Origin of the sequence: Flavobacterium sp. (genome assembly GCF_035195345.1) — a bacterium.
Taxonomy (GTDB): domain Bacteria; phylum Bacteroidota; class Bacteroidia; order Flavobacteriales; family Flavobacteriaceae; genus Flavobacterium.
The window spans coordinates 1,996,750-2,011,324 of the sequence record NZ_CP136574.1; the positions used below are offsets into that span (position 1 = coordinate 1,996,750).

The 14,575-nt window shown below is 33.7% G+C and carries 13 protein-coding genes; 10 read left to right on the forward strand and 3 right to left on the reverse strand.

The features are described 5' to 3' along the window. Positions 1-123 precede the first annotated feature (123 nt). The 4 genes from RSE15_RS09575 to RSE15_RS09590 are packed head-to-tail and all read left to right on the forward strand — an operon-like array spanning position 124 to position 3,375. Entirely contained in the window at positions 124-717 is a 594-nt protein-coding gene (locus RSE15_RS09575; protein WP_324068007.1) for a HupE/UreJ family protein, read from the forward strand. After that, positions 717-1,145, forward strand: a complete 429-nt coding sequence (locus RSE15_RS09580) for a deoxycytidylate deaminase (RefSeq protein WP_324068009.1) — start codon at positions 717-719, stop codon at positions 1,143-1,145. Before RSE15_RS09575 ends, RSE15_RS09580 begins: the two co-directional genes overlap by 1 nt. Before the next feature lie 4 nt (positions 1,146-1,149). Then, positions 1,150-2,718 carry a S41 family peptidase gene (locus RSE15_RS09585; RefSeq protein WP_324068011.1) on the forward strand — a complete coding sequence of 523 codons (1,569 nt, stop codon included), beginning with the start codon at positions 1,150-1,152 and terminating at the stop codon, positions 2,716-2,718. Positions 2,719-2,721: 3 nt separating this feature from the next. After that, positions 2,722-3,375, forward strand: a complete 654-nt coding sequence (locus tag RSE15_RS09590) for a hypothetical protein (RefSeq protein WP_324068013.1) — start codon at positions 2,722-2,724, stop codon at positions 3,373-3,375. Here the strand turns inward: RSE15_RS09590 and RSE15_RS09595 are convergent, their stop codons facing one another. From RSE15_RS09595 to RSE15_RS09605, 3 genes are read right to left on the reverse strand one after another with little or no spacing between them, the layout of a single operon-like run. Further along, on the reverse strand, positions 3,376-3,984 hold the full coding sequence (locus RSE15_RS09595) for an FAD-dependent oxidoreductase (RefSeq protein WP_324068015.1): 609 nt from the start codon (positions 3,982-3,984) through the stop codon (positions 3,376-3,378). A gap of 2 nt (positions 3,985-3,986) precedes the next feature. Further along, complete coding sequence (locus RSE15_RS09600; protein ID WP_324068018.1) at positions 3,987-4,184, reverse strand: hypothetical protein; 198 nt, start codon at positions 4,182-4,184, stop codon at positions 3,987-3,989. Between the two features lie 12 nt (positions 4,185-4,196). Then, the gene (locus RSE15_RS09605; protein ID WP_324068020.1) at positions 4,197-4,778 is read right to left on the reverse strand and encodes a MarC family protein; all 582 of its coding nucleotides are present in this window, start codon (positions 4,776-4,778) and stop codon (positions 4,197-4,199) included. 308 nt (positions 4,779-5,086) lie between these two features. On the opposite strand from RSE15_RS09605, the gene RSE15_RS09610 reads away from it, so the two are divergent. The 6 genes from RSE15_RS09610 (at position 5,087) to RSE15_RS09635 (ending at position 14,553) form a co-directional block, all read left to right on the forward strand. Beyond that, positions 5,087-5,653, forward strand: a complete 567-nt coding sequence (locus tag RSE15_RS09610; protein WP_324068021.1) for a DUF3109 family protein — start codon at positions 5,087-5,089, stop codon at positions 5,651-5,653. 267 nt (positions 5,654-5,920) lie between these two features. Then, complete coding sequence (locus RSE15_RS09615; RefSeq protein WP_324068023.1) at positions 5,921-6,898, forward strand: ribonucleotide-diphosphate reductase subunit beta; 978 nt, start codon at positions 5,921-5,923, stop codon at positions 6,896-6,898. Positions 6,899-7,013: 115 nt separating this feature from the next. After that, positions 7,014-9,449, forward strand: a complete 2,436-nt coding sequence (locus RSE15_RS09620; protein WP_288983926.1) for a ribonucleoside-diphosphate reductase subunit alpha — start codon at positions 7,014-7,016, stop codon at positions 9,447-9,449. A gap of 113 nt (positions 9,450-9,562) precedes the next feature. Further along, on the forward strand, positions 9,563-9,787 hold the full coding sequence (locus tag RSE15_RS09625; RefSeq protein WP_262319130.1) for a hypothetical protein: 225 nt from the start codon (positions 9,563-9,565) through the stop codon (positions 9,785-9,787). Between the two features lie 44 nt (positions 9,788-9,831). Continuing rightward, a complete protein-coding gene (locus tag RSE15_RS09630; protein ID WP_324070446.1) occupies positions 9,832-11,175 on the forward strand; it encodes a deoxyguanosinetriphosphate triphosphohydrolase in 1,344 nt (447 codons plus the stop codon). An 84-nt stretch (positions 11,176-11,259) separates the two neighbouring features. Beyond that, positions 11,260-14,553: a WD40/YVTN/BNR-like repeat-containing protein gene (locus RSE15_RS09635; RefSeq protein WP_324068027.1), complete on the forward strand. Its 3,294-nt coding sequence runs from the start codon at positions 11,260-11,262 to the stop codon at positions 14,551-14,553. Positions 14,554-14,575: the final 22 nt, after the last annotated feature.

Below are 14,575 nucleotides of genomic sequence, written 5' to 3' on the forward strand. Positions count from 1 at the left end.
TATTATAGCAAAATTACATAAAAAATCCATTTTTTGAAATAATTTCACATGCTTTTGTGATAGAGAATTTGGTAACATTTAAAAAATAAATCGTAAGTTTGAAATTCCCAAAAAAATATCATTATGTCAGAATTCTGGATGTATTTTAATATTGGTCTCAAGCACGTGTTAGATATCAACGCCTATGATCATGTTTTGTTTTTAATTGCGTTAATGGTTCCGTACGCTTTTAAAGATTGGAAAAACGTTTTTGTTTTGGTGTCTCTTTTTACGCTAGGGCATACTTTGGCTTTGCTTTTATCGGTATACGGAGTAGTGCAAATTAAAGTAAGTTTGGTTGAATTTTTAATTCCAATTACTATTTTGATAACTGCTGTATTTCATCTTTTCACGGCTGGAAAATCGTCTAAGAATGAAAGCATCACCTTCGTAGCGATTGTAACTTTATTCTTTGGAATTATCCACGGACTTGGGTTTTCTAATTACTTTAAAACCATCTTACCTGGAAATGCCTCTGATAAATTATTACCGTTGTTAGAATTTGCATTAGGAATTGAAGCAGCTCAGATAATTGTTGTGCTTATCGTATTAATTATATCTTATGTGGTACAAACATTTTTCCGTTTTTCAAAAAGAGATTGGGCTTTAGTGATGTCAGCATTTATAATTGGCGTAGTTTTGCCAATGATTATTCAAAGTGAAATTTGGAACCGATAATGAAGAAAGAAAAAAAAGAAAAATACGATAAAGCGTATTTGCGAATTGCGAAAGAATGGGGTAATTTATCCTATTGCCAGCGAAAAAAAGTTGGGGCAATTATTGTTAAAAACAAGATGATTATTTCAGATGGTTACAATGGAACTCCATCGGGATTTGAAAATTGTTGCGAAGATGATGACAATGTAACTAAATGGTATGTGCTTCATGCCGAAGCTAATGCTATTTTAAAAGTGGCACGTTCTACACAATCGTGTGAAGATGCAACGTTGTATATTACACTTTCACCTTGTAAAGATTGCAGTAAATTAATTCATCAATCGGGTATTAAAAGAGTGGTGTATCATCAAGAATATAAAGATACTTCGGGAGTTGATTTTTTAAGGAAAGCCGGAGTTGAAGTAGAATTAATTGAAGATTTAGGATAAAAAAATGAAGATGAACAAAGTATATTTTCCAATAGTAATCGCAGTAGCTGTTGCGGTGGGTTTACTACTAGGAAGTAAACTCAATCCATCTACTGAGAATGCGTTTTTAACCAAGAACGCCAATAAAAACAAACTCAATAAACTTATCGATTTTATTGAAAATGAATATGTAGATAGTTTAAATACCGATTCTATTGTTGATTTAACTGTCAACGGAATTCTTGAAAAATTAGATCCCCATTCGGTTTACATTCCTAAAAGCCAATTAGAAGCTGTAGAACAAGAAATGCGTGGCGATTTTGTGGGCATTGGTGTAAATTTCTACATGTATAACGATTCCGTTACGATTATTAAACCTATTCCAAACGGGCCTTCCGAAAAAGCAGGATTAAAAGCTGGCGATCGAATTCTTTTCGCTGACAAATTGCAACTTTATAACAAGAAATTAGAAACCGATACGCTGTTTTCCATCTTAAAAGGCGAACAAGGTTCTAATGTAAAATTGACGGTTTATCGCAAATCTGAAAAGAAAAAATTTGCCGTAAATGTTACCCGAGATGTTATTCCAATCAAGAGTGTCGATGTGGCTCAAATGGTTGATAAAACAACAGGTTACATCAAAATCAATCGTTTTGCAGAAAAAACCTATGACGAATTTTTATCGGGTTTAACCCAATTGAAAAAAGAGGGCGCAACTCATATTATTATAGATTTACGTGATAATGGTGGCGGTTATTTGGAATCAGCCGTTTCAATTGCTGATGAATTCTTGAAAAACAAAGAACTAATCGTTAAAACCAAAAACAAAAAAGATAAAATAGAAAGTACGTTAGCAACGAAGAAAGGTCTTTTTGAAACTGGGAAAGTCAGTGTTTTAATTAATGAAAATAGTGCTTCTGCAAGTGAAATTTTGGCAGGAGCCATTCAAGATAACGATAGAGGTTTAATTTACGGAAGACGTTCTTTTGGAAAAGGATTAGTACAGCGCGAAATGCCTTTAGGCGACGGTTCTGCGGTACGATTAACCGTGGCAAGATATTACACACCATCAGGTCGTTCAATTCAAAAGCCTTATGAAGACAAAGGTGAAATTTACTTTAACGAATTTGATAAACGTTTCGAAAGCGGTGAATTATACGAGAAAGACAAAGCTAAGATTGCAGATAGTTTAAAATTTAAAACAAAGAAAGGCCGTGTTGTTTACGGCGGCGGCGGCATTATGCCTGATGTTTTTGTTCCATTAGAAGATTCACATGGAGCAGAAGGACTAACCATGTTGATGCAATCGGGATTGGTGAATTACTTTGTGTTTGAACAATTGGATCAAAATCGCAAAAAATTTGAAAAAATTTCAATGGAAGGCTTAGAAAAAGAAATTCGTTCAGGAAATTATTTCAACAATTTCAAGACTTATATGGCAAAAGGCGGCTTGCTTTTCAATTTAGACAATCAAAAAGAAAAAGTATTATTCTATCTTCATGCCGAGTTTGTGCGTCAGTTGTTCAATGAAAAATCGTATTACCAATTGATTTCGAAAAAAGACGATATGGTAAATAAGGTGTTGAGTAAGTAAAACATGAAGGTTTATTATCTTTTCTTTTTATTTCTAATTTTAGGTTGCTCTTCTTCTGAGCAGCTTAATTATTCTACAGTAGTTGGAAAATATTCTTATAAAGCGGCAGGCTATGGAATAGGTTCAACAGTTGAATTTAAGAAAGATAAAACGTTTACTTATACTTGGGTAACAGGTTTAATAAATGGAACAACTGAAGGAACTTGGTCTGTTTCGGGTAAAAAGATTATTCTAAATAGTGAACGAAAGAAATCGGATGTTATTAAATTTAAAATTTTAGATAATTCTGATAATAATTCAGATTTTTACAGCTTTAAGTTTTTAGATGAAAATAAAGATATTCTTCCTAAAGTTATTTGTTTGTTATTAAATGATTCTGATAAAATTAAAAGTGTGGATGCTAATTTTGACGGGGAATTACAACTTTCAAAAGCTGAAGATTTTCAAAAATTGAGATTTATATTTTTAGGATTTCATGAGTTTGAAATCAAAAAAGAAGATTTAAAAGGAAATGTAACCTTAATGATGATTCAAAAAGAAACACATTATCAATATTTTGAAAATGAAGTAATGATTTTCAAAGGAAATAAAATCCACAGCGATTTAATCAAAAAGACAAGAAATGTGAAAAATGATTTTTTCACTAAAGTAGATTAATTATTTCCCCAAAGCATCATGCACCATTGTATGATTGCCATCATTCCACAACGTTAAAATATCGGTAGCAACTGCAGCGCCACTACCAGCAGCTATACTCAACTGACTTCGGTGTCCGGCTAAAACACCTGCAACGTAAATACCTTCAGTAACCAAATGGTCGGTATTTTTCAATTGGATTCTATTTTTTATCGCTGGAATTTTCTGATGCGGTTCAATGAAATGCTCCAAGCCTTCAATCGAAAATGGATTTCCTGCTCCAATAGCGATAACAATTGTTTTGACTTGCAGCGAAGACTTATTTGTTGTTACTGTAAAATTCCCAGCATCACCAGAAATCGCAAGTACTTTTTCACCATGAATTTGTTGAATGTGTGGATACGAGTTTGTCAAATGTTCCAAACTTTCATCTAATAATTCACTTCCTAATTTCCCAGCAGAAATTCCATAAGCGTTATTAAAAATGGCGTTTTGTAACGAAGATGCTTTTTGGTGGGCAACAATGGCAATCTTTTTATCCATTGCAAACGGTTTGTTTTGAGCAGAACCCAAAATCAAAGCGCATGAAACACCCGAAACTCCCGCGCCAATAATTAAAACATCAAGCATGATTATTCTTTGGTTTTTTCAACAATCATTTTTGAGAATTTCAATAATAGTAGTAATAAAATAGCACAAACGCCTGCTACAACACCAATAATAGCAATAGTGCTATTACCTTCAAACGGATTGCTGTAATCTATTTGAAAAAGATTAAATACAATTAAAGCTAAAGCTATGGCAACCGCCACATAAGTAAATATTTTCATTTCTATATATTTCTAAATAAACAATCCTTTAACGTTAGCAGCAAATAACTTTACGGCAATTGCCAATAAAATTACGCCAAATATTTTGCGAATTACGCCTAAACCATTATTTCCTAACAATCGTTCAATTTTTCCAGACGATTTTAATACGCCATATACTACAATTACGTTGATAACAATTGCAATTATAATATTTATTTTATCGTAAGCTGCTCGTAATGATAAAATCGTGGTCATCGTTCCTGCACCTGCTATAAGTGGAAAAGCAATTGGCACAATCGAAGCGGTACTCGGATTGTCTTCTTTGTATAGTCGAATGCCCAAAATCATTTCTAAAGCAAGGAAAAATAAAACAAACGAACCTGCAACCGCAAACGAATTGGCATCTATTCCAATTAATTTTAGAATTTCTTCTCCTATAAATAAGAAGGCAATCATTATAACACTAGCAACAATACTAGCTTTTTCAGATTGAATATGCCCCATTTTACTGCGTAAATCAACAATAATCGGAATACTTCCTACAATATCAATCACAGCAAATAAAATCATGCTGATGGTAAAAATGTCTTTCCAATTAATTCCAAATTCCATAAAACGCTCAATATTTGTGCAAATATAAGCATATTGAATAAAGAACGTTTCTAATTTAACGATAGATTATCAAGTTCAAATTCAAATAAAGTTCAAATTCAAACGCAAAGTCGGAAAGTGTTTTCATAAAGAAAAAAGTAAAACGTCTCGGTGTAGCTCTATTCAAAACAATCAAAATCAAGAAATCTCCGTGTGGCTCTGCGTAAAGAATTTCTCAAATTTATCAAATCTGTGCTCCAAAACTTCTAATTTCTAACTTCTAATTTCTGATTTCAAAATAGTATCTTTGCATCTTAAATAAATACATCATGTTTCAGTTAAATAAAACCATCGTCTCAGAAGAAATTTTAGAAAAAGAATTCGTTTGCAATTTGTCAGCTTGTAAAGGGGCATGTTGTGTAGATGGTGATGCGGGTGCTCCTTTAGACGAGGAAGAAACCAAAATTTTAGCTGAAATTTTCCCAAAAGTCAAGCCTTTTCTTCGTTCGGAAGGTGTAAAAGCTATTGAAGAACAAGGAACACACGTAGTGTCTGATTTTGGGGAATTAGAAACGCCACTTATCGATGGAAAAGATTGTGCTTATGTAATTTTTGACGGAAAAACAGCGCTTTGTGGAATTGAGCAGGCTTATAACCAAGGGATTGTAGATTGGAAAAAACCAGTTTCTTGTCATTTATATCCTATCCGAATAAAAGAATATTCTGATTTTTCAGCAGTCAATTATCATAAATGGCATATTTGTTCAGACGCCTGTGCTTTAGGGGAAGAATTAGGAGTTCCGGTCTATCAATTTGTGAAAGAAGCACTGGTTAGAAAATTCGGACAACAATGGTTTGACGAATTAGATAAAGTAGCAAAAGAGTTAAAAAAATAATCCTTTTTTTATTGTATAAAAATCGTTGTGAGCAGTTGGTTTTTCAATTGCTTACAAGGTTTTAACACTTGTTTTATTTGTTTTTAAAACATTGACAATCAGTACTTTAAAAACCTATATTAATTTACTGACAAAAATCCTGTTTGTTAAAAACTTGCTTCAATTGTGAATAAGTTTGCCTTTCTTTTCTCGTTTCAAATGACAAACTTTGTAATCCCCAAATGAGTAAAATTAACCAATCATTAACATTTTTAAAATCAAATAGCTATGGCTGTAGTGGAACCTATTTTGCAAGAAAATAAAGATCGATTTGTAATCTTTCCTATCAAACATCAAGATATCTGGGAATGGTACAAAAAACAAGAAGCATGTATTTGGACAGCAGAAGAAATAGATTTACATACCGATTTAAATGATTGGAATAATAAATTAAGTGCTGATGAAAAATATTTCATTAAACACATTTTAGCCTTTTTTGCGGCGTCTGACGGGATTGTAAACGAGAATTTAGCTGAAAACTTCGTAAGTGAAGTGCAATATCCTGAAGCTAAATTTTTCTACGGATTCCAATTAATGATGGAAAATATTCACAGTGAAACGTATTCGTTATTAATTGATACGTATGTGAAAGATGAAGCAGAAAAACATCAGTTGTTTCATGCGATTGAAACTTTCCCAGCAATTAAAGAAAAAGCAGAATGGGCATTGAAATGGATTGAATCACCAAGTTTTGCAGAGCGTTTAATTGCTTTTGCAGCTGTGGAAGGGATTTTCTTCTCAGGTTCGTTTTGTTCGATTTATTGGTTGAAAAAACGTGGGTTAATGCCAGGGCTAACGTTTTCTAACGAATTAATTTCACGTGATGAAGGAATGCATTGTGATTTCGCTGTGCATTTACACACACATCATATCGTAAACAAAGTGCCAAAAGCAAGAATTACAGAAATTTTAACCAACGCTTTAGATATTGAAAGAAAATTCATTACAGAATCATTGCCAGTTAGTTTGATTGGAATGAATGCCACTTTAATGACTCAATATTTAGAGTTTGTAACCGATAGATTATTGGTGGAATTAGGTTGTGACAGAGTGTATAATTCGTCAAACCCATTTGATTTTATGGATATGATATCTTTACAAGGAAAAACAAATTTCTTTGAAAAGCGTGTTGGAGAATACCAAAAAGCAGGAGTAATGAATTCAGATTCAGAAGCAAGCAAAATTAGCTTCGACGCTGATTTCTAAAAAAATAAAAAATTTGTTGAGTGCTATAAAATGTCGGGAGACTCGCACTTGAATTTATTTAATACTAACCGAAGGCAGGGAAGGGATTGTCTGTTTTCAAAATTTTAAAAAGCTTATGTATGTAGTAAAAAGAGATGGCCATAAGGAGCCAGTAATGTTTGACAAAATCACGGACAGAATTAAAAAACTATGTTATGGATTAAATGACATGGTAGACGCTGTTAAAGTGGCAATGCGTGTAATTGAAGGATTATATGACGGTGTTACCACTTCAGAATTAGATAATTTAGCAGCAGAAACCGCAGCTTCCATGACGGTTACACACCCAGATTATGCCCAACTAGCGGCTCGAATTGCAATTTCTAACCTACATAAAAACACCAACAAATCATTCTCGGAAACGATGAGTGAAATGTATCATTATGTAAATCCAAGAACCAATCAGGCAGCTCCTTTGCTTTCTGATGAGGTGTATGAAGTAATAAAAGAAAATGCAGAATTTTTAAATTCGCATATTATATATAACCGTGATTTTAACTACGATTATTTTGGTTTCAAAACCTTAGAACGCTCGTATTTATTAAGAATTAACGGAAAAATTGTAGAACGTCCACAACAAATGTTAATGCGTGTGGCAGTTGGAATACATTTGAACGACCTTGAATCTGTAATTGAAACGTACGAATTAATGTCGAAAAAGTTCTTTACACATGCTACTCCAACATTATTCAACGCAGGAACTCCAAAACCTCAAATGTCATCTTGTTTCTTGTTAACAATGAAAGATGATAGTATTGATGGAATTTATGATACCTTAAAACAAACTGCAAAAATTTCGCAATCAGCGGGAGGAATTGGTTTAGCAATTCACAATGTTCGTGCAACAGGTTCATACATTCGTGGTACTAACGGAACATCAAACGGAATTGTTCCAATGTTACGTGTTTTCAACGATACAGCTCGTTACGTAGATCAAGGTGGAGGAAAACGTAAAGGAAGTTTCGCTATTTATTTAGAAACGTGGCATGCGGATATTTTCGAATTCTTAGATTTGAAAAAGAATACAGGAAAAGAAGAAATGCGTGCTAGAGATTTATTCTTCGCCATGTGGACTTCTGACTTATTCATGAAACGCGTAGAAGAAGATACAACTTGGACATTAATGTGTCCAAACGAATGTCCTGGTTTAGACGAAGTTTATGGCGATGAATTTGAAGCTTTATATTTATCATACGAAGCACAAGGAAAAGGAAGAAAAACAATCAGAGCAAGAGAGCTTTGGGAAAAAATACTTGAATCTCAAATTGAGACAGGAACACCTTACATGTTGTACAAAGATGCAGCGAACAGAAAATCGAACCAAAAGAATTTAGGAACTATTCGTTCGTCTAATTTATGTACTGAAATCATGGAGTATACTTCTCCAGATGAAATTGCAGTATGTAACTTAGCTTCTATTTCGTTACCAATGTTTGTTGAAAATGGAGCGTTTAATCACGAATTGTTATATAATGTTACAAAACGTGTTACACGTAATTTAAATAAGGTAATCGATAGAAATTACTATCCAGTGGTTGAAGCAGAAAATTCAAATATGCGTCACCGTCCAATTGGATTAGGAGTACAAGGTTTAGCAGATGCTTTTATCTTGTTGAGAATGCCTTTTACGAGTGATGAAGCTAAAAAACTGAATCAAGAAATTTTTGAAACCTTATATTTTGCAGCCGTAACCGCTTCTATGGAAATGGCTAAAGAAGAAGGAGCTTATTCAACTTTTGAAGGTTCGCCAATTTCAAAAGGAGAATTCCAACACAATCTTTGGAACATCAAAGACGAAGAACTTTCTGGTCGTTGGGATTGGGCAAGTTTAAGAAAAGAAGTAACAGCAAATGGAGTGAGAAACTCATTGTTAGTAGCGCCAATGCCAACTGCTTCAACATCTCAAATTTTAGGAAACAACGAAGCTTTTGAACCGTATACTTCAAATATTTATACACGTCGTGTATTGTCTGGAGAATTCATCGTAGTAAACAAACATTTATTGAATGATTTAGTAGAAAGAGGTTTGTGGAACGAAACATTGAAGCAAGAAATTATGCGTCACAATGGTTCTGTTCAAAACATTGAAAGAATTCCGCAAGATTTAAAAGAATTATACAAAACCGTTTGGGAAATGTCAATGAAAGACATCATCGATATGAGCCGTCAAAGAGGCTATTTTATTGACCAATCGCAATCGTTGAACTTGTTTATGCAAGATGCAAATTATGCCAAATTAACGTCAATGCATTTTTACGCTTGGAAATCAGGTTTAAAAACGGGAATGTACTATTTAAGAACAAAATCTGCGGTGGATGCTATTAAGTTTACTTTAAATAACGATAAAGCAGCAGCTCCAATCGAAGTAAAAGAGCCACAAGTTGAAGTTAAAAAGGTAGAAGCTATTGCAGTTTTAGAAGAACCAGCAGAAATGACAGCTGAAGAATACAGAGCAATGATCGAAATGGCGAGAAACGCTGGTCCAGAAGATTGTGAAATGTGTGGTTCTTAATTATAGAAAATTGAAGAAAGAAAATAGAATATAGAAAACAGCTGTCATTTGATGGCTGTTTTTGTTTTTATAATTACCAATTCAATTCGTACATTTGAAAAAAATAGAAAATTATGTCAAAAGATAAAAAAGGCGTTCATACAGGAATCATTGAAAAAGACGCAGACGGAAATTATTTCTGTGGCGAATATTTATTGGATTACCAATACACAGAAAAAAACTTCAAGTTAGGAGACGAAATCAATATCAAGTCGGTAATCGTGAATCCGAGCGATAAAAGTTACAATCAGTATCCAAAAAAATCAAGAAATTTCTTTTTGGCTAACGAAAAAGAATAATCCTTAAAATCATAAATCCGCAATCTTTAATCTGAATTCACATGATGCAGTGGGAACAATTATTGTCTTTAAAAAGACAAGGCGACACTAGTAAACGGTTACGTAAAGAGCAAGACGACACTCGTTTAGGCTTTGAAGTAGATTATGACCGAATTATTTTTTCTGCCGCTTTTAGAAGTCTGCAAGATAAAACGCAAGTTATACCACTTTCAAAAACCGATTTCGTACACAACCGATTGACGCATAGTTTAGAGGTTTCGGTGGTGGGGCGTTCATTGGGGCGTTTGGTAGGAAAGCAAATTATAGCTAACTATCCGCATTTACAAGAAGTACACGGCTATCAACCTAATGATTTTGGAGCGATTGTAGCAGCAGCAGCATTATCACACGATATTGGAAACCCACCTTTCGGACATTCGGGAGAAAAAGCCATTGGCGAATATTTCAAAACAGGCAACGGATTACAATACAAAGACCAATTAACCGAAAAGCAATGGCAAGATTTAATCGATTTTGAAGGAAATGCGAATGGTTTTTCAGTTTTAGCTGCTTCTCGTGAAGGAATTGATGGCGGTTTACGAATTTCGTATGCTACTTTAGGTGCTTTTATGAAATACCCAAAAGAGAGTTTACCCAAAAAACCTACCCAAAAAATTTGTGACAAGAAATACGGTTTTTTTCAATCCGATAAGGCTTTTTTTGTTGAGGTTGCCAATGAATTAGGTTTGATTCCAAATAAACATGGAAATGATATTGGTTTTGAGCGTCATCCTTTAGCGTATTTAGTTGAAGCAGCAGATGATATTTGCTACACAATAATTGATTTTGAAGATGGAATTAACTTATGTTTAATTTCAGAAGAATATGCCTTAGAATACCTAATCAAATTAGTTAAAAACGGAATCGATACCAAAAAATACAACGAACTATTAACGAAAGAAGATAGAATTAGTTATTTACGTGCTTTAGCTATTGGAAGTTTAATCAATGATGCAGTTGCTGTTTTTATGGAAAATGAAAAAGCTATTTTAGCAGGAGAATTTCCATTCGCATTGATGGATAAAAGCCAGTACAAGGCACAAATGAACGACATTATCCAGATTAGTGTTAAAAACGTATACCAAAGCAGAGAAGTTATTCAAAAAGAAGTGATGGGGTATAAGATTATTAATAATTTATTGGATGGATTTTGCACGGCTTACAATAAAAAAGAGAACGGCACGGCATCTAATTATGATGAATTGTTGCTAAAATTATTGCCAGAGCGTTTTCAGTTTCAAAAGAAAAATCTTTACGATAGATTGTTACATATTTGCCATTTTGTATCACTTCTAACGGATGGTAAAGCGTTGGAATTATACAAAACAATTCAAGCAAACAAAAGTTAAATGTGTAAATAAATTGTTAATTATTTTGAAAATTAGTGTAAAATGCTAATTTTGTTATAATTAAGATAAAATTAACCCCAAAACATGAAAAAAAAATTACTTTTTTTAATTAGTGCTTTGTTTGTTTTTACATTAAATTTTGGTCAGTCAAATGCTCCAAAAAAAGAATCTAAAACAAATAAATCTACTACTGTAGCTGTAAATAAGCCTTTGACTAAAAAGCAGGCAAAGTCGGCTCGAAAAAAACATGCTAAAAATTTAGCAAACTCGCCTTACAAAAAGTCTTTGACCTTGTCTAAGAAAGAAAGAAAGGCGCTTGGAATTCCTCCTAAGAAATATTACGAAATGGAGTGGGAATTAACTATGGATCCACTTACAGGTAAACCTACACCTGAAAAATTAATTCAAGTTAGAGAACAATTACAAAGAGAAAGGCAGCAAGCTTTAGCGGTTGTTAGAGTTCCTGGGGATGCTTCTAATAACAATTGGATTGAAAGAGGCCCAAATAATGTTGGAGGTAGAGTTAGAGCTATTATGTTTGACCCTAATGATGCAACTTACAAGCGAGTTTTTGCTGGTGGAGTAAGTGGTGGTTTGTGGGTAAATAACGATATCACAACAAATACAGCTTGGACAAGAGTAAATGTTCCTGAAAATTTATCTGTTTCAGCTATAACTTATGATCCAAATAACACGAATATTTTTTATTTAGGAACTGGTGAGTCTTATGTTGGTGGTGATGTAAATGGAGATGGTGTTTGGAAATCAACAAATGGAGGAACCACATGGAATAAGGTGTTTGGTGGTATAACTGGTCCTACAACTTTTCAGTCTGCTGCAGATTTAACTATTAATAGTCCTTCAAATGTAGCTGGAAATTACGCTTGTTATCCAACTACTGCTTTTGGTTTAAATCCTGTTACGCCTATTACTGCAAATGTGGTTTTAGCAACAGATGCTACATCTCCAATTTATGATGCATGTCAATCTTCAACAGTAGGTGCAACTTTAACAAATGCCGCAGCTTTAAATGGCAAGATTGCTTTAATCAGAAGAGGTTCGTGTCCGTTTGTTTTAAAAGTTAAAGCGGCTCAAAATGCAGGTGCTGTAGGTGTAATTATGATGAATAATGTTGCAGGAACACCGGTTGCAATGGGTGGTGATGACCCAACCATTACAATTCCTTCAATAATGATATCTATGCAAGATGGAGATTTATTAGAAGCTGCTGTTTTAGCAGGAACTGTTTCAGGTACTATTAATCCTGTTGTTGCTGGTGCTTTTACGGGTAATTTAGTTCCGGGTCAACAACATATTAATGATATTAAAGTAAGAAATAATGGTGGCGTGTCTGAAATTTATGTTGCGGTAGGAGATACTTTCTACAGTGCAGCTAATCAAGCAACATATTTAGGAGGACCAGCATTCGGATTGTATAAATCTGTTGACGGAGGAGCCAATTGGAATTTATTGACATTACCTTTAACAGTTGATAGAAATAAAACTTGTCCAAATGATATTGAAATTAGTCCAGATAATACTATATGGGTCGCAACTACTAATAGTTTGGTTTATGGTGATGGGGGAGGAAGAATTTTATCATCTACAAATGGTACAACTTTTACTACGCGTCATACAGTTCCTTCTGGAAAAAGAACTCAAATAGCAGTATCGTCTACAAATGCTAATAAAGTTTATGTTTTATCAGAAGATTCTACTAATGGTGAAGCAAATATTTATTTAACAACTAATGGTTTTACTAGTGTAATAACATTATCAGAACCTGCAGCTATTCATGGAACTAGCGCAACTGATTTTTGTCGTGGACAAGCATTTTATGATTTGACAATTGCTGTCGATCCTACAAATGACGCCATAGTGTACATTGGGGGTATTGATATTCACCGCTCCATAAATAGTGGTTCAACTTGGCAAACGATTTCAAAATGGTCCTCTAATTATTTAACTGATGTTTCTTTAGTACATGCAGATCAACACGCAATTGCGTTTAGACCAGGAAATAGTAATCAAGCTATTTTTGGACATGATGGAGGAGTTAGTTTTGCGTCAAGTTTATCAACAGCATCGAGCTCAACAAATGCAATTGCTACGAGAGTAAATGGATTAAATATTACACAGTTTTACAGTGTTGGTGTCGCTCCAAATCAGGCTATAAGCGGCTTAGCTGCTGAATATTTTGCTGCAGGTGCTCAGGATAATGGGACACAATATTTTGCAGCGCCAACGGCTGGAGTAAATTCAAGTACACAATCACAAGGAGGAGATGGCGCTTATACACTATTTGATCAAGGAAATGATAAATATTATATATCAAATTATGTATATAATGAAAGTATAAATCTTAGAGCATTGCCAGGTTCGTCCGTTTCTTCTAGGGCTATTGATAATGATACGGATTTAAATAATGGAGCTTTTATTGCGCCAATGGTGTTAGATTCAAACCTAGATATTTTATATTCTGATTATACAACATCTGCGGGTGTTTATCAAATAAGAAGATATTCAAATATAAAAGGGCCAGGTTTGGTTTCTAGAATTGAATTAACAAACGCATTATTAACTGCTTCGCCAACTGCTTTTGCGGTTTCTCCTTACACTACCGCTTCTACAACTTTATTAGTAGGAACTCGTTTAGGAAAATTATTAAGAGTTACTACGGCAAATGCAACTGCTGCATGGACTGAGATTACTGGGCCTTCTTTTGTGGGAAGTATTTCGGATATTGAGTATGGAGCATCAAATAACGAAATTTTTGTAACGATGCATAACTATAATGTAGTTAGTATTTGGTATACAAAAGATGGTGGAGTTACTTGGTTAAATAAAGAAGGTAATTTTCCAGATATTCCTGTTAAAGCAATTTTGCCAAATCCACTAAAAAATGTTGGAGGTTTTGCTACTGAGGTTATTATTGGAACAGATTTAGGAATTTGGTATTGTAATAATTTTGATACAGCCTCTCCAACTTGGATTCAAGCTTATAATGGTATGAGTAACGTTAAAGTTACAGATTTAGATATGAGAAATGACTACACGGTTTATGCAGCTACATACGGAAGAGGTTTGTTCTCGGGTTTGTTTACCAATACAACACTTTCATCTACTGATTTTTCTCTGTCTAGTAACGTTAAAATCTATCCAAATCCTGCAACTGATTTAATAAATATTTCAGTTTCAAATTATGTTGGGGATTTAAAAGTAGAACTGTTTGATATAAACGGTAGATTAGTAAATGTTAAAACGGTAGATTTTTCTGGTAATTATTCAATGGAGTTGAATAGTTTGAATTCAGGTGTGTATATTGTTAAATTAACAGGTGCCAATTTAAATTATTCAGAGAAGATAGTCCTTAATTAGTTTTAATTAAAACTTTTTAATA

What these genes read in the sequence shown, in the direction of transcription:
- RSE15_RS09630 (WP_324070446.1), top strand. Translation starts at nt 9,832, where the DNA reads ATGCAGTGGGAACAATTATTGTCTTTAAAAAGACAAGGCGACACTAGT.
- RSE15_RS09635 (WP_324068027.1), top strand. Translation starts at nt 11,260, where the DNA reads ATGAAAAAAAAATTACTTTTTTTAATTAGTGCTTTGTTTGTTTTTACA.
- RSE15_RS09620 (WP_288983926.1), top strand. Translation starts at nt 7,014, where the DNA reads ATGTATGTAGTAAAAAGAGATGGCCATAAGGAGCCAGTAATGTTTGAC.
- RSE15_RS09605 (WP_324068020.1), bottom strand. Translation starts at nt 4,778, where the DNA reads ATGGAATTTGGAATTAATTGGAAAGACATTTTTACCATCAGCATGATT.
- RSE15_RS09595 (WP_324068015.1), bottom strand. Translation starts at nt 3,984, where the DNA reads ATGCTTGATGTTTTAATTATTGGCGCGGGAGTTTCGGGTGTTTCATGC.
- RSE15_RS09575 (WP_324068007.1), top strand. Translation starts at nt 124, where the DNA reads ATGTCAGAATTCTGGATGTATTTTAATATTGGTCTCAAGCACGTGTTA.
- RSE15_RS09585 (WP_324068011.1), top strand. Translation starts at nt 1,150, where the DNA reads ATGAAGATGAACAAAGTATATTTTCCAATAGTAATCGCAGTAGCTGTT.
- RSE15_RS09625 (WP_262319130.1), top strand. Translation starts at nt 9,563, where the DNA reads ATGTCAAAAGATAAAAAAGGCGTTCATACAGGAATCATTGAAAAAGAC.
- RSE15_RS09600 (WP_324068018.1), bottom strand. Translation starts at nt 4,184, where the DNA reads ATGAAAATATTTACTTATGTGGCGGTTGCCATAGCTTTAGCTTTAATT.
- RSE15_RS09590 (WP_324068013.1), top strand. Translation starts at nt 2,722, where the DNA reads ATGAAGGTTTATTATCTTTTCTTTTTATTTCTAATTTTAGGTTGCTCT.
- RSE15_RS09615 (WP_324068023.1), top strand. Translation starts at nt 5,921, where the DNA reads ATGGCTGTAGTGGAACCTATTTTGCAAGAAAATAAAGATCGATTTGTA.
- RSE15_RS09580 (WP_324068009.1), top strand. Translation starts at nt 717, where the DNA reads ATGAAGAAAGAAAAAAAAGAAAAATACGATAAAGCGTATTTGCGAATT.
- RSE15_RS09610 (WP_324068021.1), top strand. Translation starts at nt 5,087, where the DNA reads ATGTTTCAGTTAAATAAAACCATCGTCTCAGAAGAAATTTTAGAAAAA.